At 65.4% G+C, this 21,049-nt stretch carries 21 protein-coding genes; 11 read left to right on the top strand and 10 right to left on the bottom strand.

Features of this window, described 5'->3' with window-relative positions:
• Position 1: 1 nt before the first annotated feature.
• Together AC25ND_RS25020 and AC25ND_RS25015 are read right to left on the bottom strand one after the other, a co-directional pair.
• Positions 2-1,153: an acyl-CoA dehydrogenase family protein gene (locus AC25ND_RS25020; RefSeq protein ID WP_062363361.1), complete on the bottom strand. Its 1,152-nt coding sequence runs from the start codon at positions 1,151-1,153 to the stop codon at positions 2-4.
• Positions 1,154-1,169: 16 nt separating this feature from the next.
• Positions 1,170-2,240 (bottom strand): enoyl-CoA hydratase/isomerase family protein, encoded by a 1,071-nt coding sequence (locus AC25ND_RS25015; RefSeq protein ID WP_062363364.1) that lies wholly within the window; start codon positions 2,238-2,240, stop codon positions 1,170-1,172.
• A 216-nt stretch (positions 2,241-2,456) separates the two neighbouring features.
• Here AC25ND_RS25015 and AC25ND_RS25010 point away from each other — a divergent pair, with 216 nt between their 5' ends.
• The 4 genes from AC25ND_RS25010 (at position 2,457) to AC25ND_RS24995 (ending at position 7,341) form a co-directional block, all read left to right on the top strand.
• Positions 2,457-3,365, top strand: coding sequence for an RHS repeat-associated core domain-containing protein (locus AC25ND_RS25010; RefSeq protein ID WP_082750489.1), 909 nt, complete (start codon positions 2,457-2,459; stop codon positions 3,363-3,365).
• A 163-nt stretch (positions 3,366-3,528) separates the two neighbouring features.
• Positions 3,529-4,377: a helix-turn-helix transcriptional regulator gene (locus AC25ND_RS25005; RefSeq protein ID WP_062363367.1), complete on the top strand. Its 849-nt coding sequence runs from the start codon at positions 3,529-3,531 to the stop codon at positions 4,375-4,377.
• Between the two features lie 68 nt (positions 4,378-4,445).
• The gene (locus AC25ND_RS25000) at positions 4,446-5,936 is read left to right on the top strand and encodes an aldehyde dehydrogenase (RefSeq protein ID WP_062363370.1); all 1,491 of its coding nucleotides are present in this window, start codon (positions 4,446-4,448) and stop codon (positions 5,934-5,936) included.
• Positions 5,937-5,958: 22 nt separating this feature from the next.
• Positions 5,959-7,341: an aspartate aminotransferase family protein gene (locus tag AC25ND_RS24995; protein WP_062363373.1), complete on the top strand. Its 1,383-nt coding sequence runs from the start codon at positions 5,959-5,961 to the stop codon at positions 7,339-7,341.
• A 42-nt stretch (positions 7,342-7,383) separates the two neighbouring features.
• Here AC25ND_RS24995 and AC25ND_RS24990 read toward each other — a convergent pair whose 3' ends face one another.
• Complete coding sequence (locus AC25ND_RS24990) at positions 7,384-8,181, bottom strand: helix-turn-helix transcriptional regulator (RefSeq protein ID WP_062363376.1); 798 nt, start codon at positions 8,179-8,181, stop codon at positions 7,384-7,386.
• A 205-nt stretch (positions 8,182-8,386) separates the two neighbouring features.
• Here AC25ND_RS24990 and AC25ND_RS24985 point away from each other — a divergent pair, with 205 nt between their 5' ends.
• Both AC25ND_RS24985 and AC25ND_RS24980 read left to right on the top strand, forming a co-directional pair.
• Positions 8,387-9,751 (top strand): APC family permease, encoded by a 1,365-nt coding sequence (locus tag AC25ND_RS24985; protein WP_028692078.1) that lies wholly within the window; start codon positions 8,387-8,389, stop codon positions 9,749-9,751.
• A 17-nt stretch (positions 9,752-9,768) separates the two neighbouring features.
• The gene (locus AC25ND_RS24980) at positions 9,769-10,878 is read left to right on the top strand and encodes a DmpA family aminopeptidase (RefSeq protein WP_062363378.1); all 1,110 of its coding nucleotides are present in this window, start codon (positions 9,769-9,771) and stop codon (positions 10,876-10,878) included.
• Positions 10,879-10,977: 99 nt separating this feature from the next.
• Here AC25ND_RS24980 and AC25ND_RS24975 read toward each other — a convergent pair whose 3' ends face one another.
• Positions 10,978-12,306, bottom strand: coding sequence for an MFS transporter (locus tag AC25ND_RS24975; protein ID WP_028692076.1), 1,329 nt, complete (start codon positions 12,304-12,306; stop codon positions 10,978-10,980).
• A gap of 155 nt (positions 12,307-12,461) precedes the next feature.
• Between AC25ND_RS24975 and AC25ND_RS24970 the strand changes: the two genes are divergently transcribed.
• Both AC25ND_RS24970 and AC25ND_RS24965 read left to right on the top strand, forming a co-directional pair.
• Positions 12,462-13,565 (top strand): sugar diacid recognition domain-containing protein, encoded by a 1,104-nt coding sequence (locus AC25ND_RS24970; protein WP_028692075.1) that lies wholly within the window; start codon positions 12,462-12,464, stop codon positions 13,563-13,565.
• Between the two features lie 111 nt (positions 13,566-13,676).
• On the top strand, positions 13,677-14,816 hold the full coding sequence (locus AC25ND_RS24965; protein WP_028692074.1) for a glycerate kinase: 1,140 nt from the start codon (positions 13,677-13,679) through the stop codon (positions 14,814-14,816).
• A gap of 115 nt (positions 14,817-14,931) precedes the next feature.
• Here AC25ND_RS24965 and AC25ND_RS24960 read toward each other — a convergent pair whose 3' ends face one another.
• The gene (locus AC25ND_RS24960; protein WP_062363381.1) at positions 14,932-15,579 is read right to left on the bottom strand and encodes a helix-turn-helix transcriptional regulator; all 648 of its coding nucleotides are present in this window, start codon (positions 15,577-15,579) and stop codon (positions 14,932-14,934) included.
• A 227-nt stretch (positions 15,580-15,806) separates the two neighbouring features.
• Between AC25ND_RS24960 and hisN the strand changes: the two genes are divergently transcribed.
• Both hisN and AC25ND_RS24950 read left to right on the top strand, forming a co-directional pair.
• Positions 15,807-16,598 carry a histidinol-phosphatase gene (hisN, locus tag AC25ND_RS24955; protein WP_028692072.1) on the top strand — a complete coding sequence of 264 codons (792 nt, stop codon included), beginning with the start codon at positions 15,807-15,809 and terminating at the stop codon, positions 16,596-16,598.
• 80 nt (positions 16,599-16,678) lie between these two features.
• Positions 16,679-17,737, top strand: a complete 1,059-nt coding sequence (locus AC25ND_RS24950; protein ID WP_062363384.1) for a metal-dependent hydrolase — start codon at positions 16,679-16,681, stop codon at positions 17,735-17,737.
• Positions 17,738-17,807: 70 nt separating this feature from the next.
• Here the strand turns inward: AC25ND_RS24950 and AC25ND_RS24945 are convergent, their stop codons facing one another.
• Together AC25ND_RS24945 and AC25ND_RS24940 are read right to left on the bottom strand one after the other, a co-directional pair.
• Positions 17,808-17,990 carry a hypothetical protein gene (locus AC25ND_RS24945; RefSeq protein WP_186597464.1) on the bottom strand — a complete coding sequence of 61 codons (183 nt, stop codon included), beginning with the start codon at positions 17,988-17,990 and terminating at the stop codon, positions 17,808-17,810.
• A gap of 101 nt (positions 17,991-18,091) precedes the next feature.
• On the bottom strand, positions 18,092-18,430 hold the full coding sequence (locus AC25ND_RS24940; RefSeq protein ID WP_028692219.1) for a hypothetical protein: 339 nt from the start codon (positions 18,428-18,430) through the stop codon (positions 18,092-18,094).
• A 161-nt stretch (positions 18,431-18,591) separates the two neighbouring features.
• Between AC25ND_RS24940 and AC25ND_RS24935 the strand changes: the two genes are divergently transcribed.
• On the top strand, positions 18,592-19,413 hold the full coding sequence (locus AC25ND_RS24935; protein WP_062363390.1) for a shikimate 5-dehydrogenase: 822 nt from the start codon (positions 18,592-18,594) through the stop codon (positions 19,411-19,413).
• Positions 19,414-19,496: 83 nt separating this feature from the next.
• Here AC25ND_RS24935 and AC25ND_RS24930 read toward each other — a convergent pair whose 3' ends face one another.
• From AC25ND_RS24930 to AC25ND_RS24920, 3 genes are all read right to left on the bottom strand, one after another.
• Entirely contained in the window at positions 19,497-19,742 is a 246-nt protein-coding gene (locus AC25ND_RS24930; RefSeq protein WP_028692221.1) for a hypothetical protein, read from the bottom strand.
• A 93-nt stretch (positions 19,743-19,835) separates the two neighbouring features.
• Positions 19,836-20,363, bottom strand: a complete 528-nt coding sequence (gene gloA, locus AC25ND_RS24925) for a lactoylglutathione lyase (RefSeq protein WP_028692222.1) — start codon at positions 20,361-20,363, stop codon at positions 19,836-19,838.
• Between the two features lie 206 nt (positions 20,364-20,569).
• The gene (locus tag AC25ND_RS24920) at positions 20,570-20,926 is read right to left on the bottom strand and encodes a histone-like nucleoid-structuring protein, MvaT/MvaU family (protein ID WP_028692223.1); all 357 of its coding nucleotides are present in this window, start codon (positions 20,924-20,926) and stop codon (positions 20,570-20,572) included.
• Positions 20,927-21,049 lie beyond the last annotated feature (123 nt).

Genomic DNA, 21,049 nt, shown 5'->3' with positions numbered 1-21,049 from the left:
CTCAAACCGTGTAATGCTTCAACTCACGCGCAATCAGCATGCGTTGGATCTCGCTGGAACCCTCGTAGATCTGGGTAATGCGCGCATCGCGATAGTACTTCTCCACCGGGTAGTCTTCCAGGTAGCCGTACCCGCCATGCACCTGGATCGCCATCGAGCAGACCCGCTCGGCCATCTCCGAGGCGAACAGCTTGGCCTGGGAGGCCTCCGACAGGCAAGGCTTGCCGGCGCTGCGCAGGCGCGCGGCATGCAGGATCAGCAGGCGAGCTGCGTTGACCTGCACCTGCATGTCGGCCAGCAGGTTGGCGATGCTCTGGTGCTCGTTGATCGGCTTGCCGAACTGGATGCGCTCGCGGGAGTAGGTCAGCGCCGCCTCGAACGCCGCGCGGGCAATGCCCAGGGCCTGGGCGGCGATGCCGATGCGCCCGCCTTCGAGGTTGGACAGGGCGATGGCCAGCCCCTTGCCGCGCTCGCCCAGCAGGTTGGCGGCCGGGATGCGGCAGTCGTCCAGGGTCACCGCGCAGGTGTCGGAGGCGCGGATGCCCATCTTGTGCTCGCTGCGGTCGACCTTGAAGCCTGGGTTGTCAGTGGGTACCAGGAAGGCCGAAAGGCCTTTCTTGCCCAGTTCCGGGTCGGTCACGGCAAAGACGATGGCCAGTTTGGCGCGGCGGGCGTTGCTGACGAACTGCTTGGCGCCGTTGATCACCCACTGGCCATCGACCAGTTCGGCGCGGGTGCGCAGGTTGTGGGCCTCGGAGCCGGCCTGCGGCTCGGTCAGGCAGAAGCAGCCGATCGCCTCGCCGCTGGCCAGTTGCGGCAGCCAGGCCTGCTGCTGCTCGGGCGTGCCGTAGGCCAGCAGCGGGCCGCAACCCACCGAGTTGTGGATGCTCATCATCGCCCCGGTGGCGCCATCGGCGGCGGAGATTTCCTCCACCGCCAGGGCGTAGGCCACATAGTCGGTGTAGCTGCCACCGAACTGCTCCGGGGCGACCATGCCGAGCAGGCCCAGTTCGCCCATCTTGCGCACCACGTCATCGTCGATCCAGCCGGCCTTTTCCCAGGCCTGGGCATGGGGCGCGATCTCGCCGCGGGCGAAATCGCGGGCCATGTCGCGGATCATGATCTGCTCTTCGCTCAGTTCCAGGTCTTGCATCTGTGTACTCCCGGGCTCACAGGCCTTCGAAGAATTGGTCGACCTGCTGGGTGGTGAGGCCGGCCAGGGTCGGCGGATTCCAGCGGGGTTGCTTGTCCTTGTCGACGATCAGGGCGCGCACGCCTTCGATGATGTCGCCATGGGCGAACCACTGGCGGTCGATGTGCAGTTCCATGGCGAAGCAGTCTTCCAGGGCCAGGTGGCGGCCGCGACGCAGCAGTTCCAGAGTCACGGCCATGGCCAACGGCGAGCGCGTTTCCAGCAGGTCGGCGGTGTCCAGCGCCCACTGGCGACTGTCGCCGATGGTCACGGCGCGCAACTGCTCGATGATGCTCGGCAGGTCGGGCAGGGCGAAGAAGTGGTCTATCACCGGGCGCAGTTGCGCCAGTGGCGCGTCCGCCAAGGTCTGGGTGCCCAACCCGGCGAGCAAGCCTTGCAGGTCCTTGAGCGGGTTGGCGCCGAACGCCAGGCGGTCGAGCCTGTCATCGAGGACCGCGAGCTTCTCACTGTCGACATACCAGTCGGCCAGGCCGCAGTACAAGGCATCGGCCGCCTTGATCTGGCTGCCGCTGACGCCCAGGTAGATACCCAGCTCGCCCGGTACCCGGGGCAGGAAGTAGCTGCCGCCGACATCAGGGAAGTAGCCGATGCCCACCTCGGGCATGCCCAGGCGGCTGCGTTCGGTAACGATGCGCAGGTCGCAACCCTGTGCCAGGCCCATCCCGCCGCCGAGGGTGAAACCGTCCATCAGCACCAGCACCGGCTTGCGGTAGCGGTGGATGCACAGATCCAGGGCGTATTCCTCGACGAAGAAGTCCTCGTGGAGTTTCTCGCCGGCCTTGTAGCTGTCGTGCAGCGAGCGGATATCGCCACCGGCGCAGAAGCCCTTGGGCCCCTCGCCACGCAGCATCACGGCGTGCACCTGCGGATCCTGGGCCCACTGGTCGAGGTGGCGCTGCAGGCTGCGCACCATGTCCAGGGTCAGGGCGTTGAGGCCGGCGGGGCGGTTGAGGGTGAGGTGGCCAATGTGGTTGCGGACCTCGGCCAGTACCTGATCCGTTGCCGAGGGTTGAGCATGCGCGGTCATCGCGGTCTCCCTGCTTTGTTATTGATTTTCCAAGTGAAGTCCTGGAATGCGCGGGCGGATCGAACGATCCTGTCATGCAAAATTACCTCGCACAATTGGCAAATCTGCAGGGCTAGCCTGCATTTTTGCCCTGGCACGCTTGCGGACGTGAGCTCACTTTAGCGCTATGGCGCCGAAGCACCTGATATTTCTACCAGCTGTGAGGCAGTGAAAGGTATGCCATATTGGATTTCTTGTCTTGCCGGGAGGGTTGATACGTTGCTTAAAATCAGGCGTTTCATCTGTCTATCACCATCCGATCGGCAGCGATCCATTTTGTTCACGTCTTCGGCCTCGTACAGCTATGCGCCCTTTGGCAGCCGAGGACAGCAAGCCACAGCTCACCGCCTGGGGTACACCGGAACTCTCAGTGAGGCGTTTACTGAGCATTATCTGTTGGGTAATGGCTACCGAGGATTCAACCCTTTGCTGATGCGTTTCAATTCGCCTGATAGCTGGAGTCCTTTCGGCAAAGCCGGAGTCAATGCATACGCGTATTGTTTGAATGATCCGATGAACGCCAGTGATCCATCGGGGCATATCAAGCACAGCACAGGTTGGGGGCGCTTGCGCCAGTCGCTCAAGTTCTCCCTGGGGGCCTGGCACCTTCAACAGCGTCCTGACACATTGGCATCGCGAGCTGTGCGAGTACTTGAAAAGCAAGGCAGAATCTTGCCAGCTGAAAGTGCGCAGATGGTCGCGGGGGACATCTCGGGTGCTGGCACTGTCTATAGCCATATCGGTAGTCGTCCTCCGAGTTTTTCTGCATATAGTTATCAGCCAGTGTTGAGACGGGGCGTATCCGATCCTCTTGATGTAAGGAACATGACGCGCTTGTACCCTGCCGAACTTGGGCAGTATGTCAAAACTGTCCCTGGCGCTCGTGAACGGATTTCTATCTACTCCAAGGGACAGGCAGAGTTGTACCTGCGAACCGTTCATGCAAATCCTGATGATTTTGAACCTAACCTGCTGCAAGGTATGCTGCCCGAACACCTCGCAGCTGCGGATAACGCACTACTGATGGACGATATGGCGGTTGACCTCAGCCGGGTACTTAGCGTCTTTCGGGGAGCATCGGGTTAGCTCAACCTATTGTCGTCGTGTATCTCTTGCTCCCTCGCAGAGCTTTAGCCTCATCAATTCATGCTGGTAATCCACCGAGTTCCTCACCCCGAAGGGTGATAGCCGCCCCGTCCCCCCCATGAAACAATCCCGCCCAGCACTCACCCTGGCGGGGACAATAACAATGAGCAACGCCCAGCTGAATTCGCCCGACTGGTATGCGCAGATGGCCCGCGTGGTCGACGCCATCGGCACACCCGTTTTCGTCGAGGCATTGTTCGCCGCCCTCAACCAACTGGCGCCGTGCCAGGCCATCACGGTGTTCCTGTACCCACGCAAAGGTCTGCCCTCGGCACTGTTCGCCAAGGACGACGAGGGGCCCTGGCTGCCCGAAGGCAACGTGCAGAAGTACCTCGAAGGCTACTACCTGTTGTGCCCGTTCTACCGCGCCTGCATGGACGGGGTGGCCGCCGGCTGCTATCGCCTGAGCGATGTCGCCCCCGATCATTTCAAGCGCAGCGAGTACTACACCTCGTTCTACCAGCATGCCCACCTGGAGGACGAACTCAACTACCTGGTGCCGCTGGACGCCCAGCTGTCCATCGCCGTGGCCCTGGGCAGCACCCGGCGCCTGGGCAGCCGCCAGGTGGCCGAGCTCAAGTGCGTCGCCGCCTGGGTGGTGGCGGTGGTGCGCCGACACTGGGGGCAGCTGGATGCCGAGGCCCTGGGCGGACGCTTCGAGAGCGCGCTGGGGCGGCAGATCAACGCCGCGCTGAACAATTTCGGCTCCTCCCTGCTCACCGAGCGCGAATGTCATGTCGCCCAGTACCTGCTGCGCGGCCATTCCACGCGCTCGCTGGCCGAGCGCCTGGGGATCAGCGAGGACACCGTCAAGACCCATCGCAAGAACCTCTACGCCAAGCTCGACATCGCCACCCAGGCCGAGCTGTTCTCGCTGTTCATTGCCTCGCTGGCCCAGGCCCAGGAAGGCTTGAGCAAGGACCCGCTGGAAAGCTACCTGCGACGGCGCTGAACCACCGTTTTACCTCATCCAGACAACGACAATCACCGGCCCCGCGTGTGGCCGGAGGGGAGACCTGCGTGCATACGAAAAGCGATTGGCAGCAGCGCGCTGCACGGCAAAGCTTCATCACCACCGCGTTGATCGACGGCCGCCCGGTGGCGGCCCGCGACGGCGTCACCTTCGCCGCCGTCAATCCGGCGACCGGGCGTTGCCTGGCCCAGGTCGCCGCCTGCGCCGACGACGAGATCGACCAAGCGGTGCGTGCCGCCCGCCGAGCCTTCGAGCACGGCCCCTGGGCACGCATGGCACCGGCCGAGCGCAAGCGCGTGCTGTTGCGCCTGGCCGAGCTGATGCTGGCCCACCGTGAGGAGCTGGCGCTGCTCGATTCGCTGAACATGGGCAAGCCGGTGATGGACGCCTACAACATCGACGTCCCCGGCGCAGCCCACGTCTTCGCCTGGTACGGCGAGGCGCTGGACAAGCTCTACGACCAGGTCGCGCCGACCGCGGCCAGCGCCGTGGCAATGATCAGCCGCGAGGCGCTGGGCGTCATCGGCGCGGTGGTGCCGTGGAACTTCCCGCTGGACATGGCCGCCTGGAAGGTTGCCCCAGCGTTGGCCGCAGGCAACAGCGTGGTGCTCAAGCCCGCCGAGCAGTCGCCGTTCTCGGCCCTGCGCCTTGCCGAGCTTGCATTGCAGGCCGGGCTGCCAGAGGGTGTGCTCAACGTGGTACCAGGCCTGGGCGAGACCGCGGGCCGCGCCCTGGGCCTGCACCCGGACGTGGACTGCCTGGTGTTCACCGGCTCGACCCAGGTGGGCAAGTACTTCATGCAGTACTCGGCGCAGTCCAACCTCAAGCAGGTGTGGCTCGAATGCGGCGGCAAGAGCCCGAATCTGGTGTTCGACGACTGCCGCGACCTCGATCTGGCGGCGCAGAAGGCGGCGTTCGGCATCTTCTTCAACCAGGGCGAGGTGTGTTCGGCCAACTCGCGGCTGTATGTGCAGCGCTCGATCCATGACGAGTTCGTCGAGCGCCTGCTTCGCCAGGCCCGTGAATGGTTGCCGGGCGACCCGCTGGACCCGGCCAGCCGCGCCGGCTCCATCGTCGATGCCGGGCAGACCGCGCGCATCGAGGCGGCCATCGCCCAGGGCCGGGCCGAGGGCGCGCGCCTGCTGTGCGGCGGCGAGCGGCTGAGCGTCAACGGCTCGCAGAACTTCATCACGCCGACGATCTTCACCGACGTGCGCCAGGACATGGCCCTGGCCCGCGAGGAGATCTTTGGCCCGGTGCTGGCGGTCAGTGCTTTCGACGACGAGGAGCAGGCCATCGCCCTGGCCAACGACAGCGTCTACGGCCTGGCCGCATCGGTCTGGAGCGACGACCTCAACCGCGCCCACCGCGTGGCCCGGCGGCTGAAGGCCGGCACGGTGTCGGTCAACACCGTCGATGCCCTGGATGTGACCGTTCCCTTCGGCGGCGGGCGCCAGTCCGGCTTTGGCCGCGACCTCTCGCTGCATTCGTTCGACAAGTACACCCAGCTCAAGACCACCTGGATCCAGCTGCGCTGACATTCACCCGAGGAGCACAACAATGAACGCACCTTTCTCGCCCAAACGCGACACCCGCGACTACCAGGCCAGCGACGCCGCCCACCACATCCACGCCTTCCTCGACCAGAAGGCGCTCAACGCCGAGGGCCCACGGGTCATCACCCGCGGTGAAGGCCTGTACCTGTGGGACAACGACGGCCGCCGCTATCTGGACGGCATGTCCGGCCTGTGGTGCACCCAGCTCGGCTATGGCCGCAAGGACCTGACCGCTGCCGCCGCCGCGCAGATGGACCAGCTGGCGTACTACAACATGTTCTTCCACACCACCCACCCGGCGGTGATCGAACTGTCCGAGCTGTTGTTCAGCCTGTTGCCGGGTCACTACAGCCACGCCATCTATACCAACTCCGGCTCCGAGGCCAACGAGGTGCTGATCCGCACCGTGCGCCGCTACTGGCAGGTGGTCGGCCAGCCGAGCAAGAAGATCATGATCGGCCGCTGGAACGGCTACCACGGCTCGACCCTGGCGGCCACGGCGTTGGGCGGGATGAAGTTCATGCATGAAATGGGCGGGCTGATCCCGGACGTTGCGCATATCGACGAGCCTTACTGGTTCGCCGCGGGTGGCGAGCTGACCCCGGCCGAGTTTGGCCGCCGCTGCGCCCTGCAGTTGGAGGAGAAGATCCTCGAACTGGGCGCCGAGAACGTCGCCGGTTTCATCGCCGAGCCGTTCCAGGGCGCCGGCGGCATGATCTTCCCGCCCGAGAGCTATTGGCCGGAGATCCAGCGCATCTGCCGCCAGTACGATGTGCTGCTGTGCGCCGACGAGGTGATCGGCGGTTTCGGTCGTACCGGCGAGTGGTTCGCCCACCAGCACTTCGGTTTCGAGCCCGACACCCTGTCCATCGCCAAGGGCCTGACCAGCGGCTACGTGCCCATGGGCGGCCTGGTGCTGAGCAAGCGCATCGCCGAGGCGTTGGTGGAGCGGGGCGGGGTGTTCGCCCACGGCCTGACCTATTCCGGCCACCCGGTGGCGGCGGCGGTGGCGGTGGCCAACCTCAAGGCCTTGCGCGATGAAGGCATCGTGCGTCAGGTCAAGGACGACACCGGTCCGTACCTGCAGCGCATCCTGCGTGAGGTGTTCGCCGATCACCCGCTGATCGGCGAGGTGCAGGGCGCCGGACTGGTGGCGGCGCTGCAGTTCGTCGAGGACAAGGCCACGCGCAAGCGCTTCGCCAACGAGAACGACCTGGCCTGGCAGTGCCGCACCTTCGGTTTCGAGGAAGGAGTGATCATCCGTTCGACCCTGGGGCGGATGATCATGGCGCCGGCGCTGGTGGCCAGCCGAAGCGAGCTGGATGAGCTGGTGGACAAGACCCGGATCGCGGTGGATCGCGTGGCGGGGATGGTCGCCAGACGCTGAGTCTGGCTTGGGACCCGGGGGCGCAATGCGCCCCCGGGGTCGTCACGGGTCCTGCGGATCATGTCCCAGTGACTGCAGGAACAGCGAAAACAGCTCTGGCTGCGACGAGATGTCCAGCTTGGCGTACAGGTGCCGGCGATGGACCTTGATGGTCTCCGGCGAAATGGCCAGCCGCTCGGCCATGGCCTTGGATGAATACCCGCGCAGGATCAGTCGGGCGATTTCCAGCTCGCGCTCCGACAACACTTTCGCTCCAAACAGGCTCATGGCGTCGCGTACTTGGTGGGCCATGCCCGTCGCTGGCGCCGGGCGCAGGCTCAGCTGCAGCCAGTGCTGGGCCATCAGCGCGACCACCCACGGGCACACCATCGCCAGCAATCCATGACTGGCGCTGTCAAACCGCTCGCGGCGGCCCAGCGACAACGACAGGGCGCCACTTTCACCCAACTGCACAATGAACTGCACTTCGTCTTCCAGCACATGGTCGTGGAAGTACTTGAGGTAGTACTCGCTCTGGCGGAACTGGTCCGGCGCCACTTCCTCCAGGCGATGCAGACCATCGCCGATGCGCTCCTGGCAGGCCTGGTAGAACGGGTCGAGCTGGTACAGCCCGCTCAGGTACAAGGCCATGGCCTCGGGATTGCCTTCGCCCCGGGCATCGAAGATCTCCAGCGCGCGGGGCAGGCCGGCGCGCGGGTAGACCATCGCCAGCGCGTTGTCGAACGCCAGCCATTGCTGCAGCAACAGGATCAGCTGGCGCCAGAAGCGCGGCTGGCCGATCTGCTCGACGGTGCGGGCCAGGCCTGCGTGGGTACTGGCTTCGGTGAACAGGTTATGCATGCGGCGGCGCCATGAGAGTGAAGGAAGCGGGCTCGCCCGCGACAAGGCTCCCGCAGTGTTCAGAGCTTTTCACCTCGGCGTCAAGGGGCGTACCCCCTAAGGGTAATTGGCCCGGGCGTTCGCTCGGCCTACAGTCCAGCCCAGGTCCAGCGGCCGCGTGACCGGTTTTCCCCTCACAACCAATAACAACCAGAGGAAAAACGCCATGAGCTCCAGCGCAGCGCCCACGGGCGCGCTCCAGCAACGGCTGGGGGTGTTCGACGTGGTCGCCATCACCGTGTCGGCGGTGACCCCGGCCAGTTCCGTGTTCGTCATCGCCCCGTTCGCCATCCAGCAAGCCGGCAGCGGCGCCTTTCTTTCCTTCATCATGGCTGCGGCCCTGGCGCTGATGTTCGCCTGGTGCTACGCCGAACTGGGGCGTGCCCACAGCTCCGCCGGCGGTGAGTACGTGTACGCCAAGCGGGTGTTCGGTGGGCTGGCCGGCTACGCCACCTTCCTCACCGTGCTGGCCTCGATGCTGTTCATCCCGCCGGTGCTCGCCGCCGGTGCCGCCACCTACCTGAACAACGCCTTGGGTACCACGTTCGACACCCAGGCAGTGGCCCTGGTGATCGTGGTGTCGAGCTATGCGCTGGGCATCCTCAATATTCGCCTGAACGCCTGGATCACCGGGCTTTTCCTGTTCTGCGAGGTCGCCGCGTTGCTGGTTATCGTGACACTGGGTTTCGGCAACGCCAGCCAGCCAGTGGCGAGCTTGCTGCAACCGCAGATGCTCGAGCAGGGCAGCCTGGTCGTCGCACCCTGGGCGCTGGTGCTGGGGGCGGTGGGCATGGCCCTGTTCGCCTTCAACGGCTACGGTGGCGCGGTGTTGCTCGCCGAGGACATGAAGGACCGTGGCCGTACCGTGCACCGCGCAGTGCTGTGGTCGCTGGCGGTGGTTGTGGCGATCGAGGTGATTCCACTGGCGGCGCTGCTGATCGGCGCGCCGTCGCTGCAGGCGATGCTGGCCAGCGGTGATCCGATCGGCTACCTGCTGACCGCCCATGGCAACGAGACCCTGGCGCGACTGGTCAGCGCCGGTATCTTCCTCTCGGTGTTCAACGCCATCGTCGCCATCGTCATCCAGGTCGGCCGGGTGGTCTACAGCAGCGGCCGCGATGCGATCTGGACGCCAACCCTCAATCGCGCCTTCACGCTGATCCATCCGCGCTGGGAGTCGCCGTGGCTGGCGACCCTGTTCCTGGCCGTCCCTTCGGCATTGCTGAGCCTGTCCGGCAGCCTGGAGCAACTGACTTCGTTCACCGTGCTGCTGTTGCTGTTGATTTACCTGGTGGTGGCGGCCTGCGCGCTGTGCAGCCGGGTACTGCGGCGCGACCGTGAGCACCCGTATCGCATGCCGCTGTGGCCGTTGCCGGCCCTGCTGGCGGTCAGCGGCGCCGGCTGGCTGCTGGTGACCTTGCTGCGCGAGGCGTCGCTGCGCGACCTGTCGATCATTCTCGGGCTGCTGGCCGTGTCGATGGTGCTGTACAGCACCCACGGCCGCCTCAGCCCGACTTTCCAGAAATTGTGAGCATCCAAGGAGTACACATGCGTGCGCGTCAACTGGGCATCACCCTCGGCCACGGCACCCCGGGCCCGTTCAATGCCATCACCGACGTACCGGGAGTACGGGTCGGCCACAGCACCCTGGTCGACGAACAACGCCCGGTGCCGATCCGCACCGGGGTGACCCTGATCGAGCCACGCGTGGGTGCGGCCCGCCAGCAACCGTGCTTTGCCGGTTGCCATGTGCTCAACGGCAACGGCGACGCCACGGGGCTGGAGTGGATCCGCGAGGCCGGGCTGCTGACCACGCCGATTGCCATCACCAACACCCACAGCGTCGGCGTCGTGCGCGACGCGCTGATCGCCGCCGAGCGCGAGCGCCTGCCGGACGACGCGGTGTACTGGTGCATGCCAGTGGTGATGGAAACCTATGATGGCCTGCTCAATGACATCTGGGGGCAGCACGTGACGCCGGCGCAGGTGCGCGAGGCGCAGCAGGCCGCGGAGTCCGGCCCGGTGCAGGAAGGCCCGGTGGGTGGTGGTACGGGAATGATCTGTCATGAGTTCAAGGGCGGTATCGGCACGGCCTCGCGGCGCCTGGCAGATGACCAGGGGGGCTGGACCGTCGGCGTCCTGGTCCAGGCCAACCATGGCCAGCGGCGCGAGCTGCGGGTCGACGGCTATCCGGTCGGGCGTCAGCTGGGTCACCTGCCGTCGCCCTTCGCCGAGGCCGAGGCGGGCACCCCGGGTATGGGTTCGATCGTGGTGGTGATCGCCACCGACGCGCCCTTGCTGCCGCACCAGTGCCAGCGCCTGGCGCAGCGGGCGTCGATCGGTATCGCCCGTACCGGCGGCGGTACCGAGGACTCCAGCGGCGATATCTTCCTGGCGTTTTCCACCGGCAACCAGGACCTGCCCGCAGCGGACTATGCGCGCAAAGGGCTGGCGCAGTGCACGGCGGTGCGCATGCTCAACAACGACCATATCTCGGCGCTGTTCATGGCGGCGGCGGAGGCGGTGGAGGAGGCGATCGTCAACGCCTTGCTGGCGGGGCGGACGATGCAGGGCAAGGGCGGGCTGGTGGTGCCGGCGCTGGAGGGAGACACGCTGTTGACGGCGTTGCACGAGGCGGGGTGGAAGCCTCGCAACTAGCGTTATGACCATCGCGGGGCAAGCCCGCTTCCACAGATCCTGTGCCGGCTGGCTACAGACGTGGGAGCGGGCTTGCCCCGCGATGAGGTTGTCTGCTGTCTAGCGGGCTCCAGCCAACACGGCACTTCCACCTCGCGAAACCCGCAACGCCACCAGGCTGCCGACCACGATCAACCCCGCCAGCGCATACAGCGCCGCGTCGGTCGAACCGGTCTGGTCCTTGATGAAGCCCACCAGGTAAGGGCTGAGGAATCCCGCCATTTGCCCCACCGAGTTGATGATCGCCAGGCCCGCCACCGCGGTGCCTGCAGTCAGCAGTGCAGTCGGCATCGGCCAGAACATCGGCAGGCCGGTCAGCGCGCCCATGGTGGCGATGGACAGGCCGAGGATGGCGATGGTCGGGCTGCCGGCGAAGTTCACCGCGATCAGCAGGCCCAGGGCGCCCATCAGCATCGGCACCACAAGGTGCCAGCGGCGTTCGTTGCGCAGGTCCGCCGATCGTCCGACCAGGATCATGAACACCCCGGCCAGCAGGTAGGGAATGGCGCTCAGCCAGCCAATCAGCAGCGGGCTGTCAAAGCCCATGTTCTTGATGATCGACGGCAGCCAGAAGTTGATGGCGTAGACGCCGCTCTGGATGCAGAAGTAGACGAAGCCGAAGGTCCAGATCAGCGGGTTGCTCAGCACCGACAGCACGCTGTCGCCGCGGGTGGCCGGCTTGCTGGCGGCGTCGGCCTTCAGGTCCGCCTCGATCAGCTGGCGCTCGGCCGGGCTCAGCCAGCGGGCGCTCTGGTAACCGTCACTGAGCAGTACGATCGCCAGCGCGCCGAGTACCACGGTGGGCAGCCCCTGAATCAGGAACATCCACTGCCAGCCGGCCAGGCCATGCTGGCCGGCGGCGAAGTGGTCGAGGATCCAGCCGGAGAACGGTCCGCCGAGCAGGCCGGACACCGGGATCGCCGACATGAACAGCGCCATGATGCGGCCGCGGCGGTCGGCCGGGAACCAGCGCGAGAGATACAGCACCACGCCGGGGAAGAAGCCCGCCTCGGCGGCGCCGGTGAGCAGACGCAGGGCATAGAACTCGGTGGGGGTGGTGACGAACAGCAGGCAGGTGGACAGGCTGCCCCAGGCGATCATCATCAGCGCGATCCAGCGCCGCGGGCCGAAGCGGTTGAGCGCCAGGTTGCTGGGCAGGCCGCAGAGCACGTAGCCGATGAAGAAGATGCCGGCGCCGAGGCCGTACACGGTTTCGCTGAACTTCAGCGCGTCGAGCATCTGCAACTTGGCGAAGCCGACGTTGACGCGGTCCAGGTAGTTGAACAGGTAGCAGATGAAAATGAACGGGATCAGCCGCAGGGTAATGCGCCGGTACAGCGCGTTGCGGGTGCTCTCGATGCCTTGGTCAGGGGCGGGGCTGTGTGCCATGATCGGGTTCTCTGTTGTTATGGTTGTCACCGCGTCGCCTGTGCCGGCGCTCGCCTTGAGCAGTCTCGGGGAGTGTAGCGCGGCTGTCTTTGTGCTTTTGCACAGCCTCAGGTGCAGGCTGCTGTGCCGCCGACCAAAGTCGAAGGACCCTTGCAATGTTCGAGCTGGACCACGACCTGGCCCAGGACATCGTCAATCGGGCGATGGCCATCCTGCCGTGCAACGTCAACGTGATGGACAGCCAGGGCCTGATTCTCGGCAGTGGCGAGCCCGAGCGCATCAATACCCGCCACGAAGGCGCGCAACTGGTGCTGGCCAACGGTCGTATCGTTGAACTGGATACGGACGCGGCCAAGTGCCTCAAAGGCGTGCAGCCCGGTGTCAACCTGCCGCTGATGCTCGATGGCCGGCTGATCGGCGTGCTGGGACTGACCGGTGATCCGCAGCAACTGCGCACCTACGGCGAGCTGGTGCGCATGACCGCCGAGATGTTGCTGGCCCAGCGTCACCTGCAGGTGGAGCAGCAATGGCGTCGCCAGCGCTGCGACGACCTGCTGGCGCTGTTGCTGGGTGGCAGCGGTGATTCACCTCGCCTGGTCGACGAGGCCCAGCAACTGGGGCTCAAGCCCAACCTGCCACGAATTCCCTGTCTGTTCGAACTGCGCGCCGGGCCGCCGGCCGAAGCGCTGTCGGCCTGGCTGATGAACCGTTACCCGGACAGCTGGTGTGTCAGTCCTGCGCGCCAGTCGTTGCTGTGGTGCCGTCCGGCGGGCGTGGTGCTGGACGAGCCGCGCCTGTTCGAGCGCCTGCAGCGCCATGGCTGGGACGTGGAACGCCTGGCGCTGGGCAGTCCGGCGCAGAGCCTTGAGCAGTTGCGCCGTGGCTATCGACGGGTGCGCGACCTGCTGGCCTATGGCCGAGAAGTGCTGCCTGACGAACGCCTGCTGAGCCTGGCCCGCTATCGCCTGCCGGCGTTGCTCTGGCGGCATCGCAACGACGATGCGCTGGATGAACTGCTCGAACCGTTGCAACGCATCCGCGCCAAGGATGCCAGCGGCCAGTTGCTGCTCACCTTGCGCGCCTGGTGCGCCCATGATGGTCAGAGCCAAGCCTGTGCCGAGGCGCTGGGGATCCATCGCAACAGCCTGCGTTATCGACTGGAGCGGATTGCCGAGTTGGGGGAGGTGGATCCGTTGCGGATGGAGGGGATGTTGAGTCTGTATCTGGGACTGCAGCTGTTGCCGGCAAAGGGGTTGTAGCGTCGCGAACAGGCATCCGCCCAAACAACGCCCTTGTGTTTTGTGCATCCGACCGAGGCCGCTCTGGCGCACACCTGTCAGCATGCACGGCAACAGGACAGGAGAATCCCCATGAAGATCGTCATCGCCCCCGACTCGTTCAAGGACAGCCTCGACGCCGCCGGCGTCGCCCGCGCCATCGCCGCCGGCCTGGCCGAGGTCTGGCCGGCGTCCGAGCGCATCGAATGCCCGATGGCCGATGGCGGTGAAGGCACCATGGAGGCGATTGTCGCCGCCAGCCAGGGCGAGTTGCGCCGCCAGGTGGTGCGCGGCCCGTTGGGCGAGCCGGTCGAGGCGGGCTGGGGCTGGCTGGCCGCGAGCCGCACGGCGGTGATCGAGATGGCCCAGGCCAGTGGCATCCAGCTGGTGCCCAACGGCCAGCGCGACGCCTGCCGCAGCAGCACCTGGGGCACCGGTGAGCTGGTGGCCGCGGCGCTGGCGGCCGGTGCCTCGCGCATCGTCCTGGCCATCGGCGGCAGCGCCACCAACGATGGCGGCAGCGGCATGCTGCGCGCGCTGGGCCTGCGACTGCTGGATGCACAGGGCGCGCCCTTGGCCGAGGGCGGACTGGCCCTGGCGCAACTGGCGCGAATCGATGCCAGCGATCTGGATCCGCGCCTGGCGCAGGTGCGGGTGGACGTCGCCGCCGATGTCGACAACCCGCTGTGCGGCGCCAACGGCGCTTCGGCGATCTTCGGCCCGCAGAAGGGTGCCAGTCCCGAGCAGGTGCAGGCCCTGGACCTGGCCCTGGCGCATTTCGCCGATCATTGCGCGGCGCTGCTGGGCAAGGATGTGCGTGACCAGCCGGGCAGCGGCGCGGCCGGGGGCATGGGGTTCGCCGCCAAGGCGTTCATGGGCGCGCGGTTCCGCCCGGGCGTCGAGGTCGTTGCCGAGCTGGCCGGCCTGGATGAGCTGGTGCAGGGCGCGGACCTGGTGATCACCGGCGAAGGCCGTTTCGATGCCCAGACCCTGCGCGGCAAGACGCCGCTCGGCGTGGCGCGGGTGGCCAAGCGCCACGGCGTGCCGGTGGTGGTGCTGGCGGGGACCCTGGGGGCCGGCTACGAGCAGTTGTACGCACAGGGCATCGATGCCGCCTTTGCCTTGGCCAGTGGGCCGATGAGCCTGGAACAGGCCTGCGCCGAGGCAAAGACGTTATTGAAGGCGCGGGCCGGGGATGTGGCGCGGTTGTGGCAGGTGGCGCGCCAGCGCTGATTCTCAAGTCCTGCGGTAACCCTGAACAACGTCATGGCTGCTGTGCCTGCTGCCCCATTTTCTCCAACCCCCGCATAGTCCGCGTGCGTCACCGGCACCAAGCCGGTGACAACCCTCAGGCCTCGGCATACATCCACCGCATCAGCGAATGCCGGCCACTGATTCCCAACTTGATTGCGGCGCGGCGCAGGTAACTCTCCACTGTATTGACCTTCAGCAGCAAGTGCTGCGCCTGCTGTGGCGCCGTACGCCCGGCTAGCAGCCCTTTGCATACCTGCATCTCGCGTTCCGAGAGGCTGATTCCGGTTTGACGCAGTCGTTCAAGGAACCGTTGACCCAGGCTGTCCAGATCCGCCAGCCCGACGGTGGCGGGCTGCAACGCATTGATGTGCTTCTCGAGCATAGGCAGCAACAAGGGCGAAATATCTTCCAACCGGCTGCGTTCGATGGCAGAAAAACCATTGCGCGTGCCCGCCCGCAGCACGGTGATTTCGTAGCGGTAGCCATCCTTGCGTCGGGTCAGGTGCAAGCGCGACGAATCGTCGAAGCCCTCACCGGGATCGCCGGCACTGAATACCGTCTCGTTGATCAGTGTCGTGTCAGGCTGGCTGGCGCACGCCGGGTCGATTCGCAGTTGACGGATATGCGTCGCGTCAATGGTCAGGTGGGTCTGGATCAGGTCGTGCAGGTGCCTGGGAAAGTGGCGGCTACCGGTACTGGATATGGCTTTGCCGATCTGCGGAAACAGCAGGTGCGAATTCATCGTGTCATCCATGATATGCGGTGGAACGGGGGCCCGCGCGCGCCAGTGACCAGCATCCTTGACTGCCGGCGGGGCCATTGGAGCTGCTTGCTATGCTAGTACAACGATTGAGTGACGATTAAATGAAGTGGCAATAATGGCATAACAATATCATTGTCGGTGCCAGTCATCCGCCGCGCCGCGCAGTCGGGTATCATGCGGGTCCTTTCAATCACGAGGCCCGCTCCATGTTCCTGAGCCCCGAACAGACCGACGAATTCCGCTCTTTCGCCGAGCAGCTGGCCGATGCCGCCGCGGAGGCGATCAAGCCTTACTTTCGCGCCAGCCTGGACGTCGAGGACAAGGGTGGGCGCCTTTACGATCCGGTGACCGTCGCCGACAAGGCCGCCGAAGAAGCGATGCGCCGATTGATCCAGTCTCGTTATCCGGACCATGGCATCCTGGGTGAGGAGCAGGGCACGGCAATGGGCAGCAGCCCGTTGACCTGGGTGCTTGACCCGATCGATGGTACCCGCGCCTTCATTACCGGTCTGCCATTGTGGGGCACCCTGATCGCCCTCAATGATGGCGCGCGCCCTGTGGTCGGCGTGATGAACCAGCCGTTCACGGGCGAGCGCTTCGTCGGCACCCCCCAAGGTGCCTGGCGTGGGCAGACGCCGCTCAAGACCCGTGGCTGTGCTGACTTGAACTCGGCCACGCTGATGTGCACCACCCCCGACATGTTCGATACCCCGGCGCGCAAGGCGGCTTTCGAGGCCGTGGCCGGCAAGGCTCGCCTCATGCGCTACGGCGGTGATTGCTACGCCTATTGCATGTTGGCGTCGGGCTTTGTCGATGTGATTGTCGAGGCGAGCCTGCAGCCGTATGACGTGCAGGCCTTGATGCCGATCATCGAAGGCGCGGGCGGGGTGATCTCCGCCTGGGATGGCGGTTCGGCCCAGAACGGCGGTTGCGTGGTGGCTTGCGGCGATCCAGCACTGCATGCGCAGGTGGTGGAAATGCTGCGTCACGCCATGTGACCCTCGCCAGCGCGCAGGCCTTCGGACGGTTTGCGCGCGTTTCTGGTTACCTTGGTCGATCGTGCGGGAGAATCGCCACCTTGGACTCACTTACCCAAGCCGTGCTCGGCGCAGCCTTGCAAGGCACCGTGTTGGGTCGACTGCAAGGCCGCCGCGCATTGCTCTACGGCGCCGCTCTGGGCACCGTACCCGATCTGGATGTGGTGATCCGCTACGCCGATCCGGTGTCGCAGATGACTTTTCATCGCGGCTTTTCCCACTCGATCTTTGTCCTGACTGGGCTGGCCCTGGTGCTGGCCTGGCTGGTTGCCTGGCGCTGGCCGGACAAGGGTTACACCCGGCCCCGGCTGTTCCTGGCTTTCTGGCTGGCACTGGTCACCCATCCCATTCTCGACGCTTTCACCGTCTACGGCACCCAGTTGTTCTGGCCACTGCACCTGACGCCGCAGAGCTGGGCCGCCGTGTTCATCATCGACCCGGTGTACACCGTGCCGTTGCTGCTGGCGGTCGGCTATACGGCGATCAAGGGGCTGCAGGGCAGGGCGACCTCGCTGCTGGCGCTGGCGTTGGCGTGCAGTACCGCGTACCTGGGGTTCGGCCTGGCTGGGCGCATGGCCGCCGAGCAGCGCTTCGAGCTGGCCTTGCGGGCACAAGGCGTCACCCCCGGCGAGGTCCGTGCGGTGCCTATAGCCTTCAACAGCCTGATCTGGCGGACACTGGCGAAAACACCGGAGGGTGACTACTACGAAGGTGTGAGCAGCTGGTTTGATCGCGAGTCTCCAGAGATGCTGCGCCAGTCGCGCAACCTGGAGGTGGCCAGGGTGCTTCGCGGTTCGGCGTTGCACGAGCGGCTGCGCTGGTTCACCGACGACTGGCTGCGCTACGACATCATTGGTGATTCGCTGGTGGTCACCGATCTGCGCATGGGCATGCCGGGCAGCTACAGTTTCCGCTTCGAAATGGCCCGGCGCGACCCCTCCGGGCGGTGGGTGGTCACCCAGCCCAGAGGGTGGATCGGGGGCGGCGCCGCAGCCCTGTTCGATGGCGGCAGGCTGGCCTTGATCTGGCGGCGGATCCTCGACCAGCAACCACCGCTGCCCCTGGCGGCCTGGGCGGCGCCGGGTTCAGGGCATTTGTGATACCCAAAAAAAGCCCGCCATGGCGGCGGGCAACAAGAGGCGTAGGGAGCAACGCACAACAAACTTCGGGTCAGGTGGTGAGCGTCTGGCCAAGCAAACGGTCGGCCAGGGTTTCAGCGGCGCGGCGACTGGTCAACGGGCCGCTGATGGTTTCGCCGTTGCGCAGCAGGTACCAGCAGGCCAGCAGGCCTTGTTGGCGCAGACTGCCGGGTACCGCGCTGCCGACAACGGACATGATCTGGATCGGGGCCATGATGGATCTCCTCTCGAACATGGCTCCACCTTACGCAGATGCCCTCAGGGTTAGAAATCAATGTCCTCGATAGTGGTCATTGCTTTTATCAACGATGGCGCCTACCAGCGCGGTGGACCGTAGTACACCGGCGGTGGGCCGTAGTAGCGACGGTACACCGGTGGCGGTGCCGGTACGTAGCGTTCGACCACGTAAGGCTGGTAGTAGACCGGTGGTGGTGGCGCCTGCACGTAGACCGGGGGCGGTGGATAGTAGGCCGGTGGTTGCTGGACATAGACGGTACGCGGAGCACTGGAGACGGCCGCCCCGAAAATCGCACCGGCCACGGCAGCACCGACGACCGGCCCAGGGCCGTACCAGCCGCCACCGTGGGCGGATGCCTGCCCGCTGACGGCCAGCGCGCCGACCAGCAGGGCGATTCCGGGGATGAAACGGTTCATGGTCGATCCTCACAAGACAACCCCACGTTCGGGGCTCGATTACTATGACCCCATCTTTGCGCAACTGCTGCCAGGGCAAGGGTAAAGGTTGTGTAAGGGGCGACCGGCGGCAGGGTCTGCTACGCTGGCGCAATCGTTTCAGCCATGACAGAGGATCCGCGATGAGCCATTCACCGAGCCGGGACACGGTGCTGTGCATCTCCCTGGCCGGGCGCCCCGGAACGTTCGGCGTGCGCTTTCACAACCATCTCTACCGCCAGCTCGGGCTGGATTACTACTACAAGGCCATGACCACCCAAGACCTGCCTGCTGCCGTTGCCGGCATCCGTGCACTGGGCATTCGTGGCTGCGGCGTGTCGATGCCGTACAAGGAGGCTTGCCTGGCGCTGGTGGACGAGGTCGATCCGTCCGCCGCGGCCATCGCCTCGGCGAACACGCTGGTCAACACCGACGGCCATCTAAAGGCCTACAACACCGACTACCTGGCGGTGCGCCAACTGCTGGCCCGACACCAGGTCGATCCATCCACCGCGTTCGCCCTGCGTGGCAGTGGCGGCATGGCCAAGGCAGTGGCCAGTGCGTTGCGGGATGCAGGATTCCGTGACGGCACTATCGTTGCCCGCAACGAGCAGGCCGGGCGGCAGTTGGCGGATGTCTGCGGGTATCGATGGCTGCCGGAGCTGGGCGACCGGTGTCCGCCGATGCTGGTCAATGTCACACCGATCGGCATGGCCGGAGGGCCGGATGCCGAGCGACTGGCGTTTGCCGAAGCCGCCATCGAGGCGGCGCAGCGGGTGTTCGACGTAGTGGCCATGCCTGCGCGTACCCCGCTGATCCGCGCCGCCGAGGCGCTTGGCACGCCAGTGATCACCGGGCTCGATGTTATCGCCTTGCAGGCGCTGGAGCAGTTCGTGCTGTATACCGGGGTGCGGCCGACACCGGAGCAAATGCAAGCCGCCGTGGCGTTTGCCCGGGAAAGTTGACGCCAGACGTCCCTGTTACAGGGCGCCGTTAACGCGCCGTATCGCCGGCGTGCCGGCGATACGGCCGGGGCAGGTCACAGAATTCAGAACACTTTCCGGCCAGTCTCGTCCAACTGCTGGTCAACCAGCGCCCTGCCATGGGCCAGGGACACATGCTGGGCATTTTCCAGGTCGGCGAAGAACTTCATCGGCATCGAGATTCGCCGGCTGCAGTGGCCCGCAGGATCGGTGATCACGCAACCGGCCGCATAGGGCAGGGGCGAGTCGGGGTGAGGCATCACGCTGGCGGTGATGGTGTGGTCGCGGTATTCACAGTGAAGGGTTTGCATCGTCCTTACCTCGCTGTGGCTGGGAACAGGCGCTCCTTCTAGATACCACAGCGAGGGGCCGGGAGTTCCCGGCCCGACGAGCGCGACCGACGATCAGGCCTTGAGTTCGGTCGGCTGGATGATCTCGACCCAGTAGCCGTCCGGGTCCTTGACGAAAGCCAGGTGCTTCATGCGGCCATCGCTCAGGCGCTTCTGGAACGGCACGTCCAGGGCTTCGAAGCGGGCGCAGGCGGCGACCACGTCGGGTACCGAGATGCAGATGTGCCCGAAGCCGCGTGGGTCGGTGTTGCCATCGTGGTAGGCGAACTCTGGGTCGTTTTCGGTGCCGTGGTTGTGGGTCAGCTCGAGCACGCCGGGGATCGACTTCATCCACTGGTGGCGTTCGGCGTCATCGGCCGGGATGGCTTTCTGGTCAACCAGGGCCAGGAAGTACAGGCTGAAAGCCGCTTCCGGGAAGTCACGCTTGTCCACCAGGCTGAAACCCAGCACGCGGGTGTAGAAGTCCAGGGACTTCTCGATGTCCTTGACCCGCAGCATGGTGTGGTTGAACACGAAGTGGGCGGTGGCGGTGTCCGGCTGGGCGGTGACGCCGGGCAGGGTTTGCAGATCGTGCAGGCTCATGGGTACTCCTGGATCAGGGCCTAAAACAGGCGGACCATGATACGGAAGTCCATCGCCAGCGCAAATGAAAGCGCCCCGCACGTGTGCGGGGCGCTGGAATTAGAGGCCCGCATGTGCGGGCGCGTGATGGGGTCGCTAGTCCTTTAGCTGGTTCGATACTGGGCCTGCGCATGTGAAAAAAGTGTGAAGCAGGTGTCGAGGTTTCATCACCGCACCCAACTTTCCACCGTCTGCGCCCCGTACTGTTCCTTCCAGGCTTTCAGCCCCCGATGGTTGCCGCCCTTGGTCTCGATCCGCTCGCCGGTATGCGGGTTCTGGTAGACCTTCACCACCCGTGGCCGACGCTGCTGCTTGATCGGCGCCGGGGCGCGGCTCGCGGCCTTCGGATCGAGGATGGCGATGATGTCGCGCAGGTTCTTGTCATAGCTTTTCATCAGGCCGACTAGTTTCTGCTCGAATTCGATTTCGCGTTTAAGGCCGGCATCCTTTTTCAGCGCTTCCAGTTGTGCCATCTGTTCCTTGAGCGCTTTTTCGGCAGCACGAAACTCTGCAAGTCTGGACACTGTCATCACTCCTGTAAGTCTGCCGTGGCGGGACGTGACGAACATGAAAACAGACTGAACGCCGGCCACGTGGATGGGTAAAGCTGTTCGCTAAGCGAGAGTATAGTAGTCGCTTGCGAGTGG

The organism is Pseudomonas sp. P110(2024), from assembly GCF_057480795.1.
This window is presented reverse-complemented; position numbering and strand designations above follow the sequence as displayed.